This is a genomic window from Acinetobacter sp. V102_4 (assembly GCF_031799005.1).
Classification (GTDB): Bacteria; Pseudomonadota; Gammaproteobacteria; order Pseudomonadales; family Moraxellaceae; genus Acinetobacter; species Acinetobacter calcoaceticus.
Map to the genome: position 1 here is coordinate 111055 of NZ_JAVQNR010000036.1, position 25201 is coordinate 136255.

The following is a 25201-nucleotide window of genomic DNA, read 5'->3' on the forward strand; positions in this document are numbered from 1 at the left end:
AAAAAAGAGGCTAACAATTGAGCCTCTTTTTTTATTTCTATGAATTACTTTTTGGTCAGAACAATAACGCATAGGAAAATGAGAATTAAACCTAAATAACTATGCATTGTTAAACTTTCACCCACTACAACAACTGCTAATAATGCTGCAACTGGAATTTCAACTAAAGCTAAAGTCATAGCTTGACTTGCGGGAATTCGTTTAAGACCAAAGCTAAAAAATAAATAGCCCAAAAACATAGGAACAATCGGAATATAAATCGCAACCCAAATGTTAGTTGGGTAATCAAAAAGGTTTTGTGCCGTAATGAATAATGTAGGTAGTAAAAGCACTGCAGAGATACCAAAAATCACTCCCATGGCAGCTCTTGAGTCGACATCTTGGCGAATTAGGTTTCTCATTATCCAAGAATATGTTGCATAGCTCAGGCTAGAGAGTAAGCCAAAAAATACCCCTAAAATGCGATCAGATTGTACGACTTGATGTTGCGCATGATCACCAGCATAAGAGAGTAAAATAATTCCTAAAAAACCAAGAATAAAACTGATGAGCCATTTTAAAGAAAGTTTCCGTTTATCTAAAATCCATTCCAAAAGCACTGAAAACAAAGGCGCACAGCCAATAGAAATCACGGTGCCAATAGAAACACCCGCTAAAGAGACAGATGAATAAAATGCAAATGGACAAAGAATTGAAACAATGACCGCAATAAAGATTTGGGATTTATAGTGAAATAGTTTTTGGTAATTTTTTTTAATGGCTTTTAAGCTTAAAAACGTATGAATTAATCCACCGAAGCCAACAGAAATGGTAGCAATTACAAGTGGACTAATGCCTTTTGCAAAAGATGCCACTGTACCTGCTGTACCCCATAGAAAAGCAGCAAATAGTACAGATAAGAAACCCGTATAATAATTCAGAGAAAATTTTGCTTCTGTTGGCGTACTCATATGAAGTGACTCAAACTTTAAAAGTTTTATGCAGCATGATGTTTACAAGATAAAAATTTTATCTTGCAGGCAATAACTTAGCTAAATGGATAGGAATCTTTTTGACAGTTGCCCATCAAGAGAACAGGCTAGTATGCTGCTATTTATTATGATTTGCTTGGTTAGATACAATAAAATGATGACGATTTCAGCATAGTCTAATAATAGTTTTGTGAATTAAATGGTATAAAGTATACTTTAGCTATTAATGCAGTTAAAAATTATTAGCTCCAATAAATAGAGAAAATGAGTTTTAGCAGCATTGAATTAAAGGTAAGCCGTGCCGAAAATAATGCTTGAAAAGCAATGATTTCATTATGGCGGATGAATAAAAATTATCATCCTTTTATTTGTGTCATATTTTGAGGTTAAGAGAATATTCGTGACGCTACCATCTTTTAATGTATCAAATCTTGGTGCAATGCCTTCGGTATCTGAAGTTATTGTCAAATATATTAGAGAAGCAATTATTGCAGGGCATATTGCTGAAGGTGAACCGATTCGTCAGGATGAAATTGCCAAACTTTTTAATGTCAGCAAAATTCCCGTACGTGAAGCCTTAAAGCAACTTGAAGCCGAAGGCTTGGTTGAGTTTATAAAAAATCGTGGCGCAATTGTGACCCGCATCTCTGAAGAAGAGTTGGCACAGATTTTTGAAGTCCGAGTGATGTTGGAAACGAAGCTGATTCAGCTCGCCGTGCCGAATATGACGGAAGAAACTTATAAAAAGGCAGATGAAATTTGTAATGCCTTTATCGATAACATGGATATTGGAAGCTGGACCACACTAAATTGGCAGTTACATGCATGCCTTTATGAACCAGCACAGCGGCCCTATATGCTTGGATTAATTCGTTCTATTTACGATAAAATTGAGCGCTATTTAAGATTGCAGATGAATGTTTCAGAAGGTAAATCACGTGCAAATGATGAGCACAAAGAAATCGTGAAAGCATGTAAAGCCAAAGATGTCGATTTAGCGGTTAAATTAATAGAAGAGCATATTAATGGTGTTTGCCAATCACTCTATGAGCATCTACCTCACCATAAAAATGCGAAAAAATAAGCGCTCTATTCTTAATCATTTTAGTGTTATTTAAATTAGGCCAATGGCCTAATTTTTTTGTCTTTATTTTAGATGAAGCATATCTTAACTATGCTGATTTCGTCATCGATTCATAAGAAAACGATCAAGCTTGCTGTTTTGAGATCAGTCATCCTAGAAAAAAATGTAAGGATACTTTAATGAAAACAGTAAAAATTTTGGACTCTCATACTGGTGGTGAACCAACACGATTAGTACTTGAAGGCTTTCCTGATTTAGGCACAGGCGATATGGAAAGCCGCCGAAAAATCTTATCTGAACAATATGACCATTTCCGTAGAGCAACCATGTTAGAGCCGCGCGGTAATGATGTTTTGGTTGGAGCATTATTGTGTAAGCCAGTGAATTCTAAAGCGAGCGCAGGCGTTATTTTCTTTAATAACACAGGCTATCTAGGCATGTGTGGTCATGGCACGATTGGTTTAGTAGCTTCCTTAGCGCACTTAGGAAAAATACAAGTTGGTACGCATTTAATTGAGACTCCAGTCGGTGATGTTGAAGCGACATTGCATGAAGATCATTCAGTTAGTGTGCGAAATGTACCAGCATATCGTTATAAAAAAGCGGTCGAAGTTGATGTTGAAAAATATGGAAAAGTTACTGGCGATATTGCATGGGGTGGTAACTGGTTCTTTTTGATTAATGACCATGGTCAACGTGTTGCAAGTGATAATTTAGATCAACTGACTGACTATGCATGGACAGTCAGACAAGCGCTTACGGCACAAGGAATAACCGGTAAAGATGGGCAAGAAATTGACCATATTGAGTTATTTGCAAGTGACACTGAAGCGGACAGTAAAAATTTTGTACTTTGCCCAGGCAAGGCCTATGACCGTTCACCATGTGGAACTGGAACCAGTGCAAAAATTGCTTGCTTAGCTGCAGATGGCAAACTTGAACCAGAAAAGTTATGGAAACAAGCCAGCATTATCGGTAGTCAGTTTATTGCCTCGTATGAGCAAGCAGGGGAATATGTTATTCCAACCATTCGTGGTGAAGCTTACATGAGTGCTGAAGCAACTTTATTTATGGATGAAAATGACCCATTTGCTTGGGGTATTCAGCTATGAGAACCGATGCCATAGTCATTGGGGCAGGCATTGTAGGTGCGGCATGTGCTTATGAATTAGCCCGACAAGGGTTAAATGTGCAGGTTTTAGATGCTCGTATCGGTGGTGCAACAGCCGCGGGTATGGGGCATTTGGTCATTATGGATGACTTGGAAGCCGAATTAAAACTTAGTCATTGGTCAGTTCAGCTATGGCATGAATTAGGACACGAGCTTTCGGAGGAATGCGCGTATCGCCAAATGCCAACTTTATGGCTGGCAAGTAGCGCAGAAGAAATGCAGATTGCTGAGGAAAAATGTCAACGTCTCACTGCACAAGGCGTCCGTTGCCAACTTCGAAACGCAGATGAAGTTCATCAGCTTGAACCTCACTTAAAGCAGGGTCTTTACGGTGGGTTAGAAGTTTTTGATGATGGCATTTTATATGCACCCTGTGCTGCTGAATGGTTGTTAAAACAATTCCCGCAAAAGATTCAGCTTCAACAAGCTAAAGTTATTCATATTGAAGAAAATCGGGTTCAGTTAAGTGATGGAACATGGCTAGAAGCTGCGCATATCGTTTTAGCTAATGGCATTCATGCGACGGATTTTTTTCCAGAGTTACCGATTGAACCTAAAAAAGGTCATTTGGCAATTACCGACCGTTATCCCGAATTAAATGTAAAACATACCTTGGTGGCTTTAGCTTATGCAGCTAGCACGCAAGCGACAAGTGGAATTTCGGTCGCTTGTAATATTCAACCTAGACCGACAGGTCAGCTTTTTATTGGGTCATCTCGTCAGTTTAATACGGTTGATCCGACTGTAGAGCCAGAAGTGTTTACTCGAGTGCTTAAAGAGGCGGCTGATTATTTTCCAGCATTGGCTGATCTTAATGTTATTCGGGCATGGACTGGTTTTCGAGCAGCCACTCCGGATGGCATTCCTGTGATTGGACGGCATCCTGCATTTCAATCGGTTTATTTAGCAGTAGGTCATGAAGGACTAGGCGTAACCACTGCGACAGGTACAGCAAGACTTATTGCTTCACATGTATGTGGATTAAATTTTGATATTAATCCAGAACCTTTTTTACCTCAACGTTTTATAGGAGCTGCATAGATGATTCAGCTATTTATTAACGGACAATCAGTTTCTGTGATTGAAGGTACGAATGTTGCTGCTGCTTTAGCACAAGCGAAGTCTTACAGCCGTTTGTCTGTATGTGGGGAAAAACGTACTCCATTTTGTGGAATGGGAGTTTGTCAGGAATGCCGTGTCAATATTAATGGACTCAGAGTGCTTGCTTGTCAGACGCTGTGCCAGCAAGACATGAAGGTGGAAACACAATAATGGAAAAACAATACGATGTGGTAATTGTAGGGGCAGGCCCTGCTGGGGTGTCAGCTGCTATTGCAGCCGCCGAGAGTGGTGGGCGAATTTTAATATTGGATAATAACCCACAGGCGGGTGGTCAAATCTGGCGTGCTGGACCGATTTTTCCTGTACCTGAAATGGCGCAGCAGAAATATCAACAAATTGAGTCTTATCCTAATATTGAATTTATGTTTGGTGCCAAGATTGTCGCTGCACCTTTTGTAGGCCAATTACTCGTTGAGCGACCTCATGACAGCCTAAATCTGTCTTATCGTCAGCTTATATTGTGTACGGGTGCAAGAGAACTATTTTTACCTTTTCCCGGTTGGACCTTATCTGGCGTAACGGGTGCAGGTGGTTTACAAGCTTTAATTAAAGCAGGCACACCTGTCAAAAATGAACGTGTTGTGATCGCAGGTTCCGGACCATTACTCCTAGCAAGTGCGGCCACAGCAAAAAATGTAGGTGCTCAAGTCCTCTATGTTGCTGAACAGGCAGCTTCATCTTCCGTTCGTAAATTTGCACTACAACTTTGGCGCTGGCCTGCGAAAATAATACAGGCGTTATCTTTACCTTATCGTCTATATCACCCTGACAGTTATGTAATTGAAGCAATTGGACAGGATCGTCTTGAACGAGTAAGACTACAAACACCGAAAGGAATTGTTGAAATTGAGTGTGATCGACTCGCTTGTGGGTTTGGTTTAATACCGAATACTCAATTGGGCCAGTTAATGGGTTGTCAAATTAAAGACAATGCGATTGCGGTCGATGACTATCAACGTACATCACAGCCGCAGGTTTGGGCAGCAGGTGAGTGTACAGGTTTTGGCGGAAGTGAGTTGGCAATGGTTGAAGGTAGCATCGCAGGTTATGCAGCTATAGGTCAAAATGAAAAAGCCAGTCAATTATTTGCTCAAAGACAACGGTATCGATTATTTGCACATTTGCTTGAGAAAAGCTTCAAATTGCGTGCTGAGTTAAAAACGCTTGCGCGCCCAGAAACTATTTTTTGTCGATGTGAAGATGTAACTTTTGATAAGGTTGCCGAGCGTAGTAGTTGGATTGATGCAAAATTACATACACGTTGTGGAATGGGAGCATGTCAGGGAAGCACTTGTGCAACAGCAGCCGCCTGCCTATTTGATTGGCAGTTGCCTAACTCTCGACCGCCATTACTTCCTACCCGTGTAAAAAGCCTCATGGCGATGTCTACTTCTCCTTTAAATCAAAAATGAAATGTTCTAGAGTAGACAAGTTATTACTTTGCCCGCTCTAGCTCATGACTTTGGTTCAAATTCCGAAACTAACCACAACTTTGGAAGATTTCTTAAAAAATCTGGAAAGTATTGAACCATTATTTGATGCTTTATCTTCGGTGGTATTTTTCATCAAAAATACCGAAGCACGCTATGTATTTGTCAATCAAACATTAGTAAATCGCTGTGGTCTAAAAGATAAAACTGCGTTACTTGGAAAGACCTCGGAAGAAGTCTTTCCCCACTCACTTGGAAAAATATATACATCTCAAGATCTACAAGTAATTCGTCGTGGTAAAAAGTTAACAGAGCAATTAGAACTACATTTATATGCAAAGAACCAGTCGGGTTGGTGTCTAACCTATAAAGAGCCATTATTTGATGCGGATGGAAATTTAGTAGGAATAGCGGGTATTTCTAATGATTTAAATGTGCCTGAAAATACACATCCTGCTTTTTATAAGATGGTTCAGGTTGAGGAATATATTAAAAAGAATTATGCCGAAACGATTACCTTGGCACACTTGACCGCAATTGCGGGTGTGTCGGTGGCTCAGTTAGAACGTTATTGCAAAAAAATATACCATTTAACGCCGCGGCAAATGATTAGCAAAATTCGTCTTCAGGTAGCCACTGAATTACTGGCGACAGACTTACCGATTACTCAAATTGGTTTGCGCTGTGGCTATACTGATCATAGCGCTTTTTGTCGCCAGTTTAAGCTGCATACAGGGGTGTCACCTACCTTATATCGCGGCTCTATCAAAAATATTTAGATAAAAAATTGGGCTGTATAGAACAACCCAAAAACATTGTTAAGCGAATAATTTATATTTTAAAGACTAATCTTTAAAAGCAAGTGATCGGCCTTTGGTCTCTTTTACCAGCAAAATCGAGACAATAGAAATCAAGCTTGCTGCAACCAAATATAAAGAAATCGGAACCGAGCTATTAAATTCTTTGAGCAACGTTAAGGCAATTAATGGAGCGAGCGAACCTGCCATAATTGGCGCGACTTGATAACAAAAGGAAAGCGCCGTATAGCGAATGTGAGTAGGAAATAACTCAGTCATTAAGGCAGAGTAAGGCGAGTAGGTCATCGACTCAATAAATAGACCGAGCACAATTGCTAACATGATGAGCCAGTTATTGCCTGTATCCATTAACGGAAAGCCGACAAAGCCCCAAAAAGCAGTGAGTACAGCCCCAATAAGGTAAATAGGTTTACGGCCAAATATATCGCTTAAATGTCCCATGAAAGGAATAATAAAGAAATGGATGAGATGAGCGCCGAACATGAGCAGTAAGATTTGTGAAGTATCTTTATGGACGACCAACTTTAAATAACTGATCGAAAAAGTAACCACCATATAGTACAAAATGTTTTCTGCGAATCTAGCACCGATACCCGCAATAACAGATTTCTTATGATATTTTAAAACTTCAATAATACCGAGTTGTTGGTTTTCAAGAAGTTGCTGTTTGGCCTGCGCTTCTTTAAATACTTCAGCATCGTCTACATTTTTTCGAATCCATAAACCAATGAGTACAACGACTGCCGAAAACCAAAATGCACAGCGCCATCCCCAATCTAGAAATTGTTCGGGTGAAAGGTTTTTTGAAAGTAATAATAAAACCAGTGTTGCTACTAAATTCCCTAGCGGTACACCAGTTTGTGGCCAGCTCGCCCAATAGCCTCTGCGATCATCTGGACTGTGCTCTGAAACCAAAATGACTGCACCGCCCCATTCACCACCAAAAGCAAAGCCTTGAATTAAACGAAGCATGACTAGTAGAGTAGGTGCCCAATAGCCAATCTGATGGAAGGTCGGAACGCAACCCATTAAAAAAGTAGTTATACCGACAATAATCAGGCTAATTTGCAATAATTTTTTGCGACCAATTTTATCGCCATAATGACCAAACACTAGGCCACCAATAGGTCTTGCTAAAAAGCCAACAGCATAGAGGGCGAAAGCTGCCAAAATGCCATCTATAGCATTGCCTGTTTGTTGAAAGAAAAGTTCGCCAAAGACAAGGGCGGAAGCAGTTCCATACAGGAAAAACTCATACCATTCAGCTACGGAGCCGACCATAGAGGCCGCTACAACCTTTTTTAATGTTGTCGTCATATACCAATATCCTTATTTAAAAATATGTTACGTATTGATTTGATAGAGCATCTTGCTATCCATTTTTTTTCACTTTTTTATTTGAATAATGTGCGGTTACGTTGTGCGATTTTGATCTAAATAAAAAGGAGTTCATCTCTTGGATAAACTCCTTCAAAAATATTAAAGTGCAGCTTTACTCATTTCACCATTCACTAAGCGTTCAATACCAAGCGGATTAGCATTTTGAAGAGCGAGTGGCAATAAGTGATCTGGATAGTTTTGATAGCATACTGGTCGTAAATAACGCTCGATTGCTAAGGTTCCTACCGAAGTAGCGCGTGCATCTGAAGTTGCAGGGTAAGGACCGCCGTGTATCATGGCATCACAGACTTCCACACCTGTTGGGTAACCATTTAGAAGTAAACGTCCTGCTTTTTCTTCAAGTAATGAAATCAGGTTAGAGAAGTTTTCAAAATCTTGCAGCTCGGCAATTAATGATGCGGTAAGCTGACCACGAAGTCCGTTTAACGCTAGAGCAAGTTGCTCTGCCGATTCAACTTCAATCACAATCGTTGTTGGGCCAAATACTTCTTCTTGAAGTAACTCATCCTGCTCTAGTAAAAGAGATACATCAGCTTTAAAGAGCTGAGGATAGGCTTGTTGGCCTTGTTGTGGTTGACCCGCTAAATGCTCAATTTTGTCATGTGCGAGTAATGCTTTAAGGCCATGTTCATAGCTTCTTAAAGTGCCTTTGTTAAGCATGGTTTGTGGTGGCTGCTGAGCCATTGCAGCCGTGAACTGCTCAAGAAATTGGCTAAATTCAGCTGATTTAATTCCAATAATTAAACCCGGATTGGTACAGAACTGACCGCAACCTAAAACCACTGAACCACTAAGTTCAGCTGCAATTTTATCACCACGCACTTTTAGAGCCTCGGGTAATAAAACCATTGGGTTGATGCTCGACATTTCGGCAAAAACAGGAATTGGTTCAGAGCGTGCAGCAGCTAAATCGCAGAGAGCACGCCCACCTTTGAGTGAACCTGTAAATCCAACTGCTTTAATTGCGGGGTGTTTTACCAGTGGTTCACCAACACCTTGACCATAAATCATGCTAAAGATGCCTTTTGGCATAGCGCATTTCTCAATTGCACTACAAATCGCATTTGCAATTGATTCGGCGGTTGCCATGTGGCCGCTATGCGCCTTCACAATAACAGGACATCCTGCCGCAAGTGCTGAAGCGGTATCGCCACCAGCAGTAGAAAAGGCAAGAGGGAAATTACTAGCGCCAAATACAGCAACTGGCCCAACACCGATTTTATATTGACGTAAATCTGGACGTGGAAGTGGTTGACGTTCAGGTAAAGCCAAATCAATACGGGCACCTAAATAATCACCACGGCGTAATACTTGAGCAAACAGACGTAATTGGCCTGTAGTTCGCCCACGTTCACCACGAATACGAGCTTCAGGTAACGCGGTTTCTTGACAGACAGTGGCAATAAACTGGTCATCAAGCGCATCAATTTCATTGGCAATTATTTCAAGAAAAACCGCGCGCTGTTCTGGCGTAGTTTGTCTAAAAGCTGGATAAGCCAATGCAGCTGCTTGAGCTGCCTGATCAATTTCTTCAGGAGTTGCCTGAGCAAATTGATAGGGTAATGCTTCATCTGTTGCAGCATCATAACTTAAGACAAATTTACTGCCCGAACTTGAACGTTGACCTGCAATAAAATTTTGACCAGTAATATTTAACATTATCAACCTCACTTTAGAGTGAACGTCAAAAGTAGTTCTTCTGACGTTGGAGAATTATCGAAGCCTAGGTTTTACTTTTGAGAAATATAGTATTTTGTATACGTTATTAATCAAAAGAAAACCTTAATTTATATATGTTTAGGCAAGTGATCGCTAAGCTTCATCATCATTTTTAATCAGTGCTTTTGGTAAACCTGAATGTATTCCCCAGTAGTAACAACCAAGAGAAATCACCATAACTAAAAGTGTGTCAAACGGAGCTGCTAATAGGTGTGATGCACCATCACCAAAGCTGCCAAGGTAAGAAACAATAATCATTAAAATGTAGTAAACAAGAAGCCAAGCTGATGATTTTAATTGTTGAGCTAGGCTGACTTCTTGGGTTGGCACATAGCGTTTAAAAATGACATAGAGTGCAAACAATACGATTTGTGCGCCTAATAACCATGAAATGACATTCCAGCCAGACCAATAGACAATAAAAGAAGCAATGACAAAGGCGAGTGGGCCAAGAACAGTAAAGCCTTTTACATAGAATGGACGTTCAAGCTCAGGAGCATTACGACGTAAGGCACCCACTGTGACAGGAGCTAGGGCATAACTTAAAACTAACGCTGCCGAAACTACAGAAATTAATTTATCCCAAGATGGAAACGGCATAGTCCAAAATACAGAAAGTGCAAATGTTAACCATAATGCATAACGTGGAATGCCTGATTTTGGATCTACACGGGTAAAAATACGGAAGAATGTATTACTGTTCGACCATGCGTAAATTACACGTGGAGTTGCAGCCATATAGATATTGCCGCAGCCAGACGGAGAGATAATAGCGTCTGAAACAACTAACAGTGCTAACCATCCCAAACCTAGTAACATGGCAATATCGCGGTAAGGTAATGGGAACTTGTCACTGAGTCCTGACCAACCATTTGCTAACATATCGGTAGGTACTGCACCTAAGAAAGCAACTTGAAGCACTACATAAATAATGGTTGCCAAAACGACAGATAAGATGAGTGCAAAAGGAATCGTAAATTGAGGACGCTTTACTTCACTTGCCACCGAAATAATCGGTGTTAAACCTAAGTACGCAAAAATAATACCGCCAGCAGATACAGCACCTTGTACACCGTGAGCGCCCATTGGGGCAAACTCGGTCATTGAAAAGTTTGCAGGTTTAAAATGGTATAGAAGTGCGACCATCACTAAAACAGGAACAGCAAATTTCAACGCACTGATGAGGTTGTTGGCAATTGCAAAGGTCTTTACGCTGTAATAGTTCAATGCAAAAAATACGCATAAAAGTGCAAACTGAAACAACCATCCAATCGTGGTTGGAGACCGAACACCATCATTTATTTCTGTAAGTGAAGGGAACCATGCTGCTGCATATTCGCGGGCAGCAACGACTTCAATTGCAATTAAACTTGAAAAGGCAATAACGGTCACGGAACCAAGTAAATATCCTTGTAACGGACCATGTGAAAATACGGGATAACGGATAATACCGCCTGCTCGAGGTAAAGCTGCGCCTAATTCACAATAAATAATCCCCAGAATTAAAACGGCAAAGCCCCCAATAATCCATGACAATATACCCGCAGGGCCAGCTTGAGAGGCCACATGACTTGCTGAAAATAACCATCCTGAACCGAAAATGGCGCCTAAGCCAATGAATGTAAGATCCATTAGTGATAACTGCTTTTTAAACTGACTTGTCATTACGTTTTCCTTAACGACAGAACTATTGCTCTTTCATATATCGTATACGATATATGTTTATTGGTAAATAGGGGATTTTTTATTCTATTTATTGGCAAAGAATGATCTAAAAAATTGGTAAGTTATTGTTTTTAATTTTGTTTAAATTATTTAAATTCCAAGTGAATAGTTTGAATACCAAATTTTTTTTATAAAAAATTGGGAAAGGTCCGCTATTTTATTTGTTAAAAAGAACAATTCTTAAATATTTGTTGAGTAATTTACCATTTAAATTAATGGAAAATTCCATATTTTTGGAAAATATTAAATTAGAAATTGATTGTGTTGTTTTTAGGCAATGACCCATTTATTTTCAGTGCTTTATGGACAGCTTAATGATAATTTTAGAACTATCCGAAAGGACACAATAACGACGAACATACGAATAATAATGATTGAAGGTAGGACCCCGTGTTTATAAGTGTATTTGATCTTTTTAAAATTGGTGTAGGCCCATCTAGCTCCCATACCGTTGGGCCAATGCGGGCAGCGTGTAGCTTTGTGGACGATTTAGTTAAGCAAAATGATCTACAAAAGACGTTTCGAGTTCAAATTAAGTTATATGGTTCGCTTGCAGCAACTGGTGTTGGTCATGCGACAGATAAGGCTATTCTTTTAGGATTAATGGGTTTTGACCCTGAACATATCGATACTCAAGTAAGTACAAGTTTGATTGAAGATGTTCTTGAAAATAAAGCCATCCAGCTCGATCAACAAAAGAGTATTTCTTTTGACTATAAGTGTGATTTGCTTTTTTTAGATGAATCTTTGCCTCATCATCCAAACGCAATGGAACTGATTGCTTATAACGAGGCGAAAGAAATTTTATATGCTGAAACGTATTACTCGATTGGTGGGGGTTTTATTGTTAGTCAAAGGCAATTAACACAAACCCAGTCTGAGACTGATGAAATTAAGGTTCCATATCCATTTCATAGTGCGGCTGAACTTTTAAGCTTATGTAAAACTCATCATTTATCAATAAGTCAGTTAATGCTTGAAAATGAAAAAAGCTGGCGTAGTGAAAGTGAGATTCGCGCCAAGATTATGGATATATGGAAAGTGATGCAGCAGTGCATTCATAATGGATTAATTAATGAAGGAATATTACCGGGTGGATTAAACGTAAAACGTAGGGCTAAAAAAATTCACGATAAGTTATTAAATAAGAAAAACTCAAACCTGATTGTGACGACTTTTCATGCCATGGAATGGGTCAATTTATTTGCGTTAGCCGTAAATGAAGAAAATGCTGCTGGCGGTCGAGTAGTGACAGCTCCCACAAATGGTGCGGCAGGAATTATTCCGGCAGTTTTATATTATTATGTGACTTTTTCTAAAGACTTTTCCGAAGACAAAGTTGTTCGCTTTTTTCTCAGTGCGGCGGCAGTCGGCATTTTATGTAAACTCAATGCATCTATTTCTGGTGCAGAAGTGGGATGTCAGGGCGAAGTCGGCTCGGCGTGTGCGATGGCTTCGGCAGGTTTAGCCGAGATTTTAGGTGCTTCACCTGAACAAGTGGAGCATGCGGCTGAAATTGGCCTTGAACATAACTTGGGTTTAACGTGTGACCCGATTGGTGGTTTGGTTCAGGTGCCTTGCATTGAGCGAAATGCAATTGCTGCGGTAAAAGCCATTAATGCAGCACAAATGGCACTTCATGATGAAGGGGAGCATTTTGTGACGCTCGATAAAGTAATCCAGACGATGAAGGAAACAGGCAGAGATATGTCTGAGAAATATAAAGAAACTTCAAAAGGTGGCCTCGCTGTTAATGCCATTGAGTGCTAAAAAAGTGAGATGGGGATGAGGTGCCCCATCTAATTTTAAACATTAAGTAGGGCGAGCAGGAGGCTAAAAAATGGCTATCCAAACAATCAAATTTGATGATAGGCAGGTATTTGCAGGGACGCCAAGCGATATAATGGTGGCAGAAATTGATTCTCCGTTTGTTGTACTTTTGACAGCATCTGACTCGCAAGAGCAAAAAGAAGTGTTAGGTATTTCGAAAAAATTACTAAATCTTGGCTGTAAGGAATTTTGTTTTATAGGGCAAAATGCTGAGCTTTTACATGATCATGTGGATTTATTATTAGAAGAAGATGATCAGATTGATGTAGTAACAACATGGCATGAAGATATCATTGATGGGTGTGAATATTTTTTATTTGGAGCGGGTGGACAAAGTTTGACTCTTTATGCCTTAATTTCTGACCACTTAAAGCTGTTAGATGCTTTGATTTTATCAGCACAAGAATAGAATATAGATAAGCCGTGTTATTTTTTATTGGTAGCCTTGTTTAGGAGCCTATAGATCATCTATCGTACATAATTAATTTTTGGAGTTAACTACTTTTTGAAAACTTTTAATATTTTGCAGCTAATTGATCTAATTTCTTAACTCAGAAAATATAGTTTCTTTTAATTGGTTCCTTGCATCCACAGATAATCACGCTATTTTATTTTTTATCATAATTTATTAAATCATTTTTAGCGATTTCTATGACTTTATAGAAATCTTCTAATGAGAATTTAAAATCTATATCATTAGGGATAGCTGTTAAGTCTAAGAGAAACTCTATCTCAATATTTTTAACGCCATTTTCCCGATTTAATTGAAAAATTCTATAGTTATAAAAATAAACTTCAACTGTTAAGAATTCAAATTCAATATTGCTAGCAAAAATAATTTCGAAATTACGTGGGAGAGACATATCTATTTACTCTACTTAGAATCCAGTAAACCAAAGAAAAAGTTATCAAAACTAAAATGGACTCCTTGAATCATTAGGTGCTCTATATGAAAAAACTCTGCAAGAAAGAGCTATTCGTATTATAAAAGGATTATTTTTCTAAATAGTATAATCGAAACCTAGGAGTAGGGAATAGAATGGTCAGTTATTAAATTCTGAATTCTTGGAATACCAAACTTTTCTTAGCCATATTTGCTACCAAACAAATCTCTCTTGTAAAATCACCGCTTTACAACCCCCACTTAACAATAACACCCTCATTATTTAGCCTTACTTTTTTAATGATTTAATTTAAAGCAAATGGCATTTTGTGTGCTTGACTGCAATAGGACAGAGCACTATTCTTTGCCTGCTGGCCTACATTGCCAGACGGTCGTCGCGGACCGATTACAACAGCATCAGAATTATTCCTTTCTGAGGGATAGTTTTGTGTGAGCATCTCCTCGTTCCCTCCCGTTGCGGTAGGACGGGAGAGGGACACCTTCGGGTGTGCTGGTTGTTGTACCAGTCCGCGAACCCTTTCTCGTTCTGCCACCATAATTTTAATGTTTGGCAGAACTCCCAATAAAAAGGAGTTGGCTTTGCACATCCATTATTTCTTGGCAGCCTTTGCTAAAAGCTATAACGACACAGCTTAAAAATTAAAGCAGCTTGATTGCCCTAAGGTTTTCAGGCTTTAAGTCTTTTTTATTTAAAACTTATCAATAACGAACTTGAGATGTGCTACGCACAGTCTTTACGGCTTTGCTGCGCCTTTTTTTCTCCCCAAAAAGTATCTCATTTAGAAACAACAAGAATTTTTATAACGGTAAAACGATGCCAAAGTTAGTTCTCCCTACACGTGCCATACAAGTTATTAATACGTCGATTCATTTATTTCACCATTACGGGTTTCATAGGGTTGGGGTCGATAGAATCGTGAAAGAGTGCGGAATTCCAAAAGCGACTTTTTATAACTACTTTCACTCTAAAGAGCGGTTTATTGAAATCTGTTTGATCGTACAAAAAGAACGCTTAAAAGCAAAAGTAGTTTCAATTGCTGAGTACGGCCAAGGCTCAAACGTGAAAGATAAACTTAAGGCGCTTTATCTTTTACACACCGACTTGGAGGGGCTTTACTACTTACTATTTAAAGCCATTTTTGAAACGAAACAGATCTATCCAAACGCCTATCAAGTCGCAATTAAATATCGAACGTGGCTAATCAATGAAATCTATAGCCAGCTTAGAGCACTTAAAACCGATGCTTCCTTTCAGGATGAAAAGCTATTTTTATATATGATTGAAGGCGCAATTATTCAGCTTTTAAGCTTAGATGGGGCAATTGAGCTGGAAAAGGTACTGGATTGTTTTTTGCGCAGTTTAGGTAGTTGATGTAATTTGAGACCTCAGAATGCGCTAGACAATCGATAAAATTAAAAGCCAATTTGTCACCACATCTACGGATGTGGTTTTTTTATGTTTTTAACACATTTACTTTATTACTTAATCAGACAAATGCTGAGCTGATAACAAAAAATATTAGACCGGTCGTCTATCAATCTATATAGTGAGGCCTCACTTTGTTGACCTTCTAGTTTAAAAGAGAAAATTAATGTCTATTATTCTTCATCATTTAAATGCTTCACGCTCATTTCGCATTCTGTGGTTACTTGAAGAAATTAATCAACCTTATGAATTAAAAAGTTATTTCCGAGATAAAACTACAAATCTTGCACCTCAAGAATTAAAAAATATTCATCCTTTAGGAAAATCACCTGTGATTGAGCTCGATGGAAAAGTAATTGCAGAATCAGGTGCCATTGTAGAAATTTTGATTGAAAAGTTTGCTCCTCAACTTATGCCCGCGAAAAATTCAGACAGTTATCTTGATTATTTACAATGGATTCATTTTTCAGAAAGTTCGGCTATGGTTCCATATTTATTAAATATTTTTAATTCGGTTGAGTTAAAAAATGGCACTCAATTAAAGTTCTTAGATCAATATGCGCATGCTGAGTTGGATAAAGTATTTTCATATTTAGATCAACAATTAGTAGGCAAAAAATTCTTAGTAGGCAATTGCTTAACGGGTGCAGATTTTATGATTAGTTTCGTAGTCTATGGTCTAATTAATTCTTTAAATATTCGATCAAAATATCTTAATATTGAAAATTATGTAAGAAGTCTAGAAAACTTAGAAAGCTGGCAAAAAGCCATGTCTATTGAACAAAATCTTCCTCACCAAATCAATGCCTAAAATTGCTGTAAGTAATTTTTCAATATTGTTTAGCTGCTCAATTGGCTCGTATTCGTTCTTTCATTAGTTCTGGCAAACCAGCGAGTTAAAGGGGTCGCAATTTAAAATTATGAGTTGAAACTCTTGTACCTCTAATTGATGACAAGAGTTTCTAAGTCTATTTAAATCACATTTCTAAGTTCATTGGCCGTGTTACGCAGCAATGGCAAAATTTGCTGAACCAAATAATCTTCTTGTACACGGTTGGTTTGAGACATGCAGTTAAGTGCTGCTATAGCTTGACCTTGTGCATTAAATACAGGCACCGCAATCGCAATCACACCAAGCTCATGTTCTTCTTTAGAAAGACAATAATCCGATAATGAAATATCCTTAAGCACCTCAAAAAACTTTGACTCATCTACAACTGTAAATGGGGTTAAGCGTTTTAAACCGTAATTTTTTACCCATGTGTGCTGAGCTTCTTCACACAGTGCCGCAAGTAATACTTTACCTGTGGAAGTTGCATGGGCAGGGAGTCGGTTTCCTAAATGCATGCCGTAAGGGCTAACGCGTAAATTATCTTGCTGCGGTAAATAACTACGGGCAATCGGCACAACTTCATTATCGTCCAGCACCACAATCGAAAAAGTGAGAGACGTCTGCGCACACAAAAGATTTAAAAATGATTGAGCAACTTTAGGCAGATGGGCAGAGCTTAAATAAGAACTCGAAAAGCGCAGCACGCGATGGGTGAGCCAAAAGTAATGTTCATCTGTTTCTAAATAGCCTAAGTATTTTAAAGTTTTCAGATAACGTCTTGCCGCTGTACGGCTAATACCGGTTCGTTCGGCCACTTGAGTCACATTGAGCCGTTGCCGATCTGTTCCAAAAGCTTCTAGCAAAGCCAAGCCTTTTGCTAATCCTGCAATGTAGTCTTCTTGACGAATTTTCTCATGCGAGTTTGGGTGCTCTAAAAAAGCATCGAGAGAAGGCATCCTTTCATTCCTGTTATTTTGGTTGTTTCTGTCCGCTATTCGGACAAACTAAATGATAAACGGTTATTTTCGTCTTGGATACATAGTGCACAAAACTTAAAGCCAGTAATTTAAAAGTCAGGATGAAACAAGGATGAAGTTATGGATATTTTAAAGACACAGGTTGCAATTATTGGTTCTGGACCAGCAGGGTTATTGCTTGGACAACTCCTATATAAAGCTGGGATCGATCATATTATTGTTGAGCAACGTAGTGCTGAATATGTGGCTTCACGGATTCGTGCAGGAATTTTAGAACAAGTTTCGGTCGACTTACTTAAACAAGCAGGCGTTGACCAAAATTTAAAAGACAAAGGATTGCCGCATTCAGGCATTGAAATCTTAACCAATGGTGTAAAACATCGGGTTGATTTGGCGGCACTAACAGGTGGAAAACAAGTGACCGTATATGGTCAGACCGAAGTCACCAAAGACTTGATGACTGCGCGTGAAGCAGAGCAGCTGACTTCATTTTATGAAGCTCAAAATGTACAGGTTAAAGATTTCTACACTGCACCAAAAGTTGAGTTTGAGTACCAAGGTAAAGCTTTTCAAATTGAGTGTGACTTTATAGCTGGTTGTGATGGCTACCATGGTGTCTGCCGTGCCAGCGTGCCAGAAGATAAAATTAAGACCTTTGAAAAAGTTTATCCGTTTGGCTGGTTAGGTCTGTTGGCAGATGTTCCACCTGTAGCCGATGAATTGATTTATGTACAGTCAGAACGCGGATTTGCTTTATGCAGTATGCGTTCTGAAACGCGTAGCCGTTATTATTTACAAGTCCCTTTAACTGATCACGTAGAAGACTGGTCTGATGAAAAGTTTTGGGATGAGTTAAAAAACCGCCTAGATCCTGAAAGCCGTGAAAAGCTAGTAACTGGGGCCTCTATTGAAAAAAGTATTGCGCCGTTACGTAGTTTTGTGACTGAGCCAATGCGCTTTGGAAAACTATTCTTAGCAGGTGATGCTGCGCATATTGTTCCACCAACAGGTGCAAAAGGCCTCAATCTCGCTGCTTCCGATATTGCTTATTTATCAAGTGCACTTGTTGAATATTATGCCGAAGGTTCAGAACAAGGTATTGATGAATATTCTGAGAAATGCCTACAACGTGTATGGAAAGCAGAGCGTTTTTCTTGGTGGATGACTCATTTATTGCATCGCTTTGAAACTGAAAGTGAGTTTGATCATAAGATTAAACAAGCCGAACTAAGTTATGTGCTCGGGTCGATTGCAGGTAGAACAACATTGGCTGAAAATTATGTCGGTTTGCCTTATGAAATTAAGCAAATTGATAGTTTTAAGCACGCAAGTTGATTTTCTAAGTAATGAGGGAACCTGCTTTAACGCGGGTTCTTTTATAATAAAGCGATTAAAAATACCAAGTACATCTTCATCTTTTTAAGCTTAGCTCCCTTGAGAACTAAGCTTACCTAAAAAATTAAAATGAAGAGTAATAAACTCTACATATGTGGAAATAAGGAATAACTTTGAGGAGTAAATTCCTTATTTCCGGCTAAAGATCTAAAACATCTGTTTGATCGTTAGCACCATCACCATATAGGCACATGACCTAGATGGTATTTTGTGATGGATCTCTTTACGACTTTTGTGGGTCATATAATTTTTCTTTAATGAATAGGGCGGGGATCACACCACAAATCAGGTAGGCAGCACCCATTACAACAAAACCTAAACCAATAGAACCACCAGATGCTAAGAAGCCAATTGTGGCAGGTGCAAGGGCTGCTCCAAGACGACCAACATTATAAGCACCGCCAATTGCTGTACCGCGGATGGCTGTCGCAAAACTTTCAGTCATATAGGTTGCATTTACGCCGTAAGGAATACCGTATAAGAAACCGAAGGTAACGAGTAAATATAAAATGTTGCTTGGTGAGTTATAAAAAACAATAAGTGGTAAGAAAATAGCAGTACCAATGGCACCAAAGGCATAGGTAAAACGACGACCTAGTTTGTCTGCCATCATGCCGGCAAGGACTTTACCTAAAATCATGGCGGTATAAGTACCGACCATATAGGCAGTCATTTCTTTAAACTTCATACCTAACTCACTTTCTAGGTAAGAAGGCATCCAGTTATTTACGCCATAATAGCCAAACTGTAAGAAACCTGCGGTTAGTGCCCAAAGGATAAACATATTACGGTTCTGTTTATCTTGGAAAATAAGTTTAAATGCCGAAGTTTTCGATGCGTTTTGAGCCGCAACAGGTTGTTGTAGTCGAGCCTGTTGCCATGCTTGTGGTTCTGGTACAAAAATATGCATTAAAACGGCAATAATGACGGGAATAATCGCAACGTAAAACAGCATGCGCCAGCCATGATCTGGAATAATCCAACCCGCAAGTAATGTTGCAACAATATATCCAACCGTCCAACCCGCTTGTAAAGTTCCAAGTACGGTTGTGCGGTAACGTGTCGGGACATATTCGGCCATCAAGGTATTACACGCAATGTAGAGCGAGCCAAGTCCAAGTGATGCAAAAAATCTTAAAATACCAAATTGAAGAAAGCTCTGAGTAAAACCTAAGCCACAGGTGAGGAGTGAGAAAATTAAAATAGAAATAACAACAATGCGGACGCGACCAAATTTATCGCATGCCCAACCGCCAAAAATTCCACCAACAGCCATACCTGCTAAAGTAAAACTACCGAGCATACCGGCTTGTACCGAACTTAATCCGAAATCTGCCTTAATACTATTTAAGCTATAAGACAGTAGCATCAAATCTGCACCATCAACCAATAGCGCTAGAAATGCAAAAATAAATGCAATTTTCCAAGTATGAGGCTGTATACGAGAAAGACCTTCTTTGTAATTTGTAGCCATAATCCATTACCTACATTTGATTGAAAGCACTTCAAGTCGTTTTAAAGTGCTTAAAATTTGATTAAGACGCAGCGCGAATCATGTTTCGGGCAATAATCACTTGTTGAATTTGAGTGGTCCCTTCATAGAGGCGGAACAAACGAACATCTCGATAAAAACGTTCAATCGCATATTCACTGATATAGCCCGCACCGCCGTGAATTTGTACGCAGCGATCAGCGACTCGACCACACATTTCGGTCGCAAACATTTTTGCGCAGGAAGCTTCAGTGCTGACGTTTTGTCCTGCATCACGTAGGCGTGCGGCGTCTAACACCATGCATCTGGCTGCATAAATCTCGGCTTTGGAGTCGGCGAGCATGGCTTGAATAAGTTGGAATTCGGCAATGGGTTGCCCAAATTGCTTACGTTCGATAGCGTACTTTAAAGAATCGTCTAGCATCCTTGTCGCGGCTCCAACACTTAACGCCGCGATATGCAATCGACCCTTATCCAGCACTTTCATGGCCGTTTTAAAACCAACGCCTTCAACTCCACCAATGAGTGCTGAAGCAGGAATACGACAATTTTCAAAAATCACATCACAAGTGTGAGCGCCTTTTTGCCCCATTTTTTTATCGCGTTTGCCCAGAGAAATACCTGGAGTTTGGCTGTCGACAATAAAAGCAGAAATACCACCAGCACCCTTAATATCAGAACTTGTGCGTGCCATTACTGTAAATACGCCAGCATGAGGAGCATTGGTAATAAAGCGTTTGGTGCCATTTAAAATATAAAAGTCGCCATCTTTTACTGCACTAGTCTTTAAAGATGCAGCATCAGAACCAGCATCGGGTTCAGTTAAGCAAAAAGAACTGATCACTTCACCACGTGCTAAACGCGGCAAGAAAAATGATTTTTGAGTTTCAGTACCGTCAATAATCAGACCACTTGAACCAATGCCATTATTGGTCCCAATGAGAGAACGAAAAGCAGGAGAGGTCCGTCCTAATTCAAAAGCAACATAGACTTCTTCTTCCATTGTAAGTCCAAGGCCTTCGTACTCTTCAGGAATGGTTAAACCAAATAAGCCCAGCGCTTTCATTTGATCAATAATATCTTGAGGAATTTCATCCGTTTCAGCGACTTCATTCTCATAAGGAATTAATACACCTTCAACAAATTGTCGAATCATATCAACAAGTTGATCTAAGGTTTCCTGATCTCGAATCATAGTCTCATCCTTTTACTACATGCTAAGAACATCAATTCGATGTTCGTAAAATCATCAATATTTGAAGCGATAGTAATCAATGGATGAACGCAAAACAATATATTTTGAAAATTAATTTCGCAATGCGATATATTGTTGTTGGTATTTGATTGGCTAATTTATTGATTTATTTAAGCTATATTTTCTTATAAAAATTCATCATTTTTAGTGGAAAATTAAAGTTTGATTTTTAAAATGAGGTGTGTATATTAAAAATATATATCGCTATGCGAAATTTTAAATGGATAAATTTTCCTATAGGAAATGAATCACCAGATAGAGTGGGATGAAGATGGGTGCTTTAAATGGAATTCGGGTGCTTGACTTAAGTCGGGTATTGGCTGGGCCTTGGTGTGGACAGACGCTGGCCGATTTAGGTGCAGAGGTCATCAAAATTGAAAGACCCAAAGTAGGTGACGATACTCGTTCGTGGGGACCACCTTGGATGAAGGATGACTCTGGGTTTGATACTCAAGAGGCTGCTTATTATCAGTCTACAAACCGCAATAAACTATCGGTTGCCATCGATATTGCCAGTCCCGATGGTCAAGAATTGATTAAAGCTTTAATTCAAGATACAGATGTGGTGATTGAGAACTATAAAGCAGGTTCTTTGAAAAAATACGGTTTAGATTACGAGTCTTTGTCTGCAATTAACCCGAAATTGGTGTATTGCTCGATTACAGGTTTTGGCCAAACTGGCCCAAGAGCTGAAGAACCTGGTTACGACTTTATTATTCAGGGAATGGGCGGACTTATGTCAGTCACAGGTGAGCGTGATGATTTACCGGGCGGTGGTCCACAAAAAGTAGGGGTGGCTTTTTCTGATTTAGCTACAGGACTTTATTCTACGATAGCCATTCAAGCTGCTTTACTTAATCGTCATGTGACGGGTTTAGGACAATACATTGACATGGCTTTGCTTGATGTCCAAATTGCGACTATGGCAAATCAAGGAATGAATTATCTTTCATCAGGTAATATCCCTAAGCGTTATGGCAATGCACACGCCAATATTGTGCCTTACCAAGTATTCAAAGCCTCTGATCGTGATTTTATTATCGCGTGTGGAAATGACACCCAGTTTATTCAGCTCTGTAGAAGTATTGGCTTACCCGATTTACCCAATGATGCGCGTTTTGCCCGAAATGCAGACCGAATTAAACATCGTGATGAAATTATCGAAATTTTATCAAACCATTTCTTAACTAAAACTGCAGATGAATGGGTAGATGCGATTTATGCTGCTAAAGTTCCGGTAGGTGTAATCAATAACTTGGAACAAGCTTTTCAAGAGCCACAAGTGATTGCACGAGAAATGTTGGTCGAGATGAATCACCCGCAACGTGAAAAATTGAAGGTAATTGGCTCGCCAATCAAACTTTCAAGAACACCTGTTGAGTACAAAACAGCCCCTCCTTTATTGGGTGAACATACACAAGTGGTTTTAGGTCGAATCGTTTCTCTGGAAAAATTAGATGAGCTTAAGAAAAAAGGCGTGATTGCATAAGCTAGCCTGAAAGCGAAGGGTTAAAATTATTTTTAAAATTAGAAAATTAAATATTTAGCCTTTCGCTTGAATGGTTTAAATCAAGTTATATTTTAGTTGCAGACTAGGACGTTTGCTTTTTTGCTATTTATAGAAAAAATAGATTATAATTTTCGCAGTGCGAAACAAAATATGGATTGGTATAGATATGAATGATGCAGTAGATGCAGAGCAAACAGAAAAATTATTAGCGCCTTTAAGACATGAATTATTACATCCGATTCAAGACATGCAGGATGAAAATGATCGCCAATTTATTACTGCATTAGCCCGTGGTTTAGAGCTATTACGTTGTTTTACCCCAAAACATCAGCATTTAGGAAACCAAGAACTCGCACAAATGACGGGTTTACCTAAGCCAACCATTACTCGTCTAACGCACACTTTGTCTCGTTTGGGTTATATCAAACAAGTCCCAAATTCGAGCAAATTTCAACTTTCAGTTGGGGTTCTTGCTTTTGGTTATTCGATGCTTTCTAACGTATCGATTCGTTCTATTGCTCATCCATATATGAAAAATCTGGCAGACTATGCTGGCGCTGCGGTCGCAATGGCAACACGTGATCGACTTAATATGATTTATCTTGACGTGGTACAAGGTAAAGGAAATATGACCATGCGCCGTCAGGTCGGAACTTATTTACCCATTCATTTAAGTTCGATGGGACGTGCATGTTTAGCTGCAATGCCTGAAGATGAAAGAGAGTTTTTGCTTGATGCGATTCGTACCAAGCACAAAGAAGACTGGATCAAGATTAATCGTGATTTAGACAAAGCTTTTAAAGACTATCAAGATTTTGGATATTGTTTTTCAATTGGCGAATGGCATAAAGATGTGAACTCAGTTGCAGTTCCACTGATTCATGAACAACATGGTTTGCTGGTGTTCAACTGTGGCGGTCCAAGCTTTATTATGAACCGTGAAAAACTTGAAGAAGATATTGCACCACGTCTCTTACATATGGTGAATAACATTCGTACTGAGATTAGTTAATTGTACTGAATTAAAAAATCAAAAAAGGCCAGCAAAGATATTGATTGCTGGCCTTTTTCATAAGTTATATTTCAAATGACATGCTTATGAAAGTTCGGTTTTCTTTTTTCTTTGAAGGCGCTCAGGGCTTCTTTAAATTCTTCACCTTGCAAACAATGAGAAAAAATAGTCGACTCATGATCAATACGATTTAATAGATCATCAATAGGCATATCTCTTAATAATTTTTTACTGAGTTGTAAAGCTTGAGTTGGTTTATTTGCGAGTTTGGTCGCCGTATCTTCAACAAATTGCTCAAGCTCGTTTTCTTCGCATACGTTATTTACTAAACCATAATTTTTAGCTTGTTGCGCCGAAAATTTCTCGCCCAGTAAAATAATTTCAGAAGCTCGCGCGAAACCTAATAATCTCGGTAAGATGTAACTAGAACCTGCTTCAGGCACAAGTCCGAGATTCACAAAAGGAAACTGAAAAATAGAGTTTTGACTTGCATATACGAGGTCACAATGTAAAAGCATGGTGCTGCCAATGCCAATTGCTACACCATTTACCTTAGCAATAATCGGCTTTGGAAACGTTGCTAAGCTTTTTAGAAACACAATTGAAGAGGGTGGTTCGGTACTGGTTGTATTACGCGTTTCGAATGCATTTACGTCATTGCCACTGGTAAATGCAGACCCTTCGCCTGTGAGTATAACAACATGAACTTCTTGATTGATTGCTGCCTCATCTAATGCCTGACTGAGTGCAGAATACATTTCATAATTAATCGCATTCTTTTTGGTGGGATTGCTCATCGTTAGTGTGAGTATATTTTTATCTAAATGTTGCTTAATTACACCTATTGTCAATTTATTTTGACTCATATCATCCTGCTGCATCATTCATTCCTTTTGTTTAACTATTTGAAAAATATTTGCTTTATTGTTGATTCAAACCAAATATTCTTAGACAGATTTGAAATTAAAACTTTAAATTAATAAGATGATCCTATCGAAAATAAATTCCATTATCAATTAATTTGTTTTATATTGTGGTATGAAATTTTGTATTGCGAAATTTTAAGCTTTGTAAGTTTAGAAATGTTTACAGGATTTATTGGTAATAAAGTACCTAGACATGCTAAG

22 protein-coding genes are annotated in these 25201 nt (G+C 38.9%); 13 read left to right on the plus strand and 9 right to left on the minus strand.

Annotated elements, in window-relative coordinates; translation table 11 throughout:
* Positions 1–44 precede the first annotated feature (44 nt).
* A complete protein-coding gene (locus RMB13_RS08370; protein ID WP_311084953.1) occupies positions 45–950 on the minus strand; it encodes an EamA family transporter in 906 nt (301 codons plus the stop codon).
* A gap of 421 nt (positions 951–1371) precedes the next feature.
* On the opposite strand from RMB13_RS08370, the gene RMB13_RS08375 reads away from it, so the two are divergent.
* The 6 genes from RMB13_RS08375 to RMB13_RS08400 all read left to right on the plus strand — a co-directional run bounded on the left by RMB13_RS08375 (position 1372) and on the right by RMB13_RS08400 (position 6557).
* A complete protein-coding gene (locus RMB13_RS08375) occupies positions 1372–2055 on the plus strand; it encodes a GntR family transcriptional regulator (protein WP_000174664.1) in 684 nt (227 codons plus the stop codon).
* Positions 2056–2234: 179 nt separating this feature from the next.
* Positions 2235–3167, plus strand: coding sequence for a 4-hydroxyproline epimerase (locus RMB13_RS08380; RefSeq protein ID WP_311084954.1), 933 nt, complete (start codon positions 2235–2237; stop codon positions 3165–3167).
* Entirely contained in the window at positions 3164–4267 is a 1104-nt protein-coding gene (locus RMB13_RS08385; RefSeq protein ID WP_311084955.1) for an FAD-dependent oxidoreductase, read from the plus strand. Before RMB13_RS08380 ends, RMB13_RS08385 begins: the two co-directional genes overlap by 4 nt.
* Positions 4268–4498, plus strand: a complete 231-nt coding sequence (locus tag RMB13_RS08390) for a 2Fe-2S iron-sulfur cluster-binding protein (RefSeq protein ID WP_101663680.1) — start codon at positions 4268–4270, stop codon at positions 4496–4498.
* Positions 4498–5760, plus strand: coding sequence for an FAD-dependent oxidoreductase (locus RMB13_RS08395; RefSeq protein ID WP_311084956.1), 1263 nt, complete (start codon positions 4498–4500; stop codon positions 5758–5760). Before RMB13_RS08390 ends, RMB13_RS08395 begins: the two co-directional genes overlap by 1 nt.
* A gap of 44 nt (positions 5761–5804) precedes the next feature.
* A complete protein-coding gene (locus RMB13_RS08400) occupies positions 5805–6557 on the plus strand; it encodes an AraC family transcriptional regulator (RefSeq protein ID WP_311074859.1) in 753 nt (250 codons plus the stop codon).
* Positions 6558–6623: 66 nt separating this feature from the next.
* Here RMB13_RS08400 and abaF read toward each other — a convergent pair whose 3' ends face one another.
* The 3 genes from abaF to RMB13_RS08415 form a co-directional block, all read right to left on the minus strand.
* Positions 6624–7913, minus strand: a complete 1290-nt coding sequence (gene abaF / locus RMB13_RS08405) for a fosfomycin efflux MFS transporter AbaF (protein WP_311084957.1) — start codon at positions 7911–7913, stop codon at positions 6624–6626.
* Between the two features lie 162 nt (positions 7914–8075).
* Positions 8076–9656: an aldehyde dehydrogenase (NADP(+)) gene (locus RMB13_RS08410; RefSeq protein WP_311084958.1), complete on the minus strand. Its 1581-nt coding sequence runs from the start codon at positions 9654–9656 to the stop codon at positions 8076–8078.
* Positions 9657–9809: 153 nt separating this feature from the next.
* Complete coding sequence (locus RMB13_RS08415) at positions 9810–11381, minus strand: APC family permease (protein WP_311074854.1); 1572 nt, start codon at positions 11379–11381, stop codon at positions 9810–9812.
* A 450-nt stretch (positions 11382–11831) separates the two neighbouring features.
* Between RMB13_RS08415 and RMB13_RS08420 the strand changes: the two genes are divergently transcribed.
* Together RMB13_RS08420 and RMB13_RS08425 are read left to right on the plus strand one after the other, a co-directional pair.
* Positions 11832–13211: an L-serine ammonia-lyase gene (locus RMB13_RS08420; RefSeq protein ID WP_311084959.1), complete on the plus strand. Its 1380-nt coding sequence runs from the start codon at positions 11832–11834 to the stop codon at positions 13209–13211.
* A gap of 70 nt (positions 13212–13281) precedes the next feature.
* A complete protein-coding gene (locus tag RMB13_RS08425) occupies positions 13282–13680 on the plus strand; it encodes a hypothetical protein (RefSeq protein WP_311084960.1) in 399 nt (132 codons plus the stop codon).
* Between the two features lie 199 nt (positions 13681–13879).
* On the opposite strand, the gene RMB13_RS08430 is transcribed toward RMB13_RS08425, so the two are convergent.
* The gene (locus tag RMB13_RS08430; RefSeq protein WP_311084961.1) at positions 13880–14134 is read right to left on the minus strand and encodes a hypothetical protein; all 255 of its coding nucleotides are present in this window, start codon (positions 14132–14134) and stop codon (positions 13880–13882) included.
* A gap of 855 nt (positions 14135–14989) precedes the next feature.
* Here RMB13_RS08430 and RMB13_RS08435 point away from each other — a divergent pair.
* Entirely contained in the window at positions 14990–15547 is a 558-nt protein-coding gene (locus tag RMB13_RS08435) for a TetR/AcrR family transcriptional regulator (RefSeq protein WP_311084962.1), read from the plus strand.
* 220 nt (positions 15548–15767) lie between these two features.
* Positions 15768–16412 (plus strand): glutathione S-transferase, encoded by a 645-nt coding sequence (locus RMB13_RS08440; RefSeq protein ID WP_311084963.1) that lies wholly within the window; start codon positions 15768–15770, stop codon positions 16410–16412.
* A 161-nt stretch (positions 16413–16573) separates the two neighbouring features.
* Here the strand turns inward: RMB13_RS08440 and pobR are convergent, their stop codons facing one another.
* A complete protein-coding gene (gene pobR / locus RMB13_RS08445; protein ID WP_311084964.1) occupies positions 16574–17389 on the minus strand; it encodes an IclR family transcriptional regulator PobR in 816 nt (271 codons plus the stop codon).
* Positions 17390–17530: 141 nt separating this feature from the next.
* Between pobR and pobA the strand changes: the two genes are divergently transcribed.
* Positions 17531–18745, plus strand: coding sequence for a 4-hydroxybenzoate 3-monooxygenase (gene pobA / locus RMB13_RS08450; protein WP_311084965.1), 1215 nt, complete (start codon positions 17531–17533; stop codon positions 18743–18745).
* Positions 18746–19028: 283 nt separating this feature from the next.
* Here pobA and RMB13_RS08455 read toward each other — a convergent pair whose 3' ends face one another.
* Together RMB13_RS08455 and RMB13_RS08460 are read right to left on the minus strand one after the other, a co-directional pair.
* Positions 19029–20279, minus strand: coding sequence for an MFS transporter (locus RMB13_RS08455; RefSeq protein ID WP_198496052.1), 1251 nt, complete (start codon positions 20277–20279; stop codon positions 19029–19031).
* A gap of 61 nt (positions 20280–20340) precedes the next feature.
* On the minus strand, positions 20341–21492 hold the full coding sequence (locus RMB13_RS08460; protein ID WP_311084966.1) for an acyl-CoA dehydrogenase family protein: 1152 nt from the start codon (positions 21490–21492) through the stop codon (positions 20341–20343).
* Positions 21493–21823: 331 nt separating this feature from the next.
* Here RMB13_RS08460 and RMB13_RS08465 point away from each other — a divergent pair, with 331 nt between their 5' ends.
* Together RMB13_RS08465 and RMB13_RS08470 are read left to right on the plus strand one after the other, a co-directional pair.
* Positions 21824–23041, plus strand: coding sequence for a CaiB/BaiF CoA-transferase family protein (locus RMB13_RS08465; RefSeq protein WP_311084967.1), 1218 nt, complete (start codon positions 21824–21826; stop codon positions 23039–23041).
* Between the two features lie 187 nt (positions 23042–23228).
* The gene (locus RMB13_RS08470) at positions 23229–24074 is read left to right on the plus strand and encodes an IclR family transcriptional regulator (protein WP_017389939.1); all 846 of its coding nucleotides are present in this window, start codon (positions 23229–23231) and stop codon (positions 24072–24074) included.
* Between the two features lie 71 nt (positions 24075–24145).
* Here RMB13_RS08470 and RMB13_RS08475 read toward each other — a convergent pair whose 3' ends face one another.
* Positions 24146–24955: an enoyl-CoA hydratase gene (locus RMB13_RS08475; RefSeq protein WP_311084968.1), complete on the minus strand. Its 810-nt coding sequence runs from the start codon at positions 24953–24955 to the stop codon at positions 24146–24148.
* Positions 24956–25201: the final 246 nt, after the last annotated feature.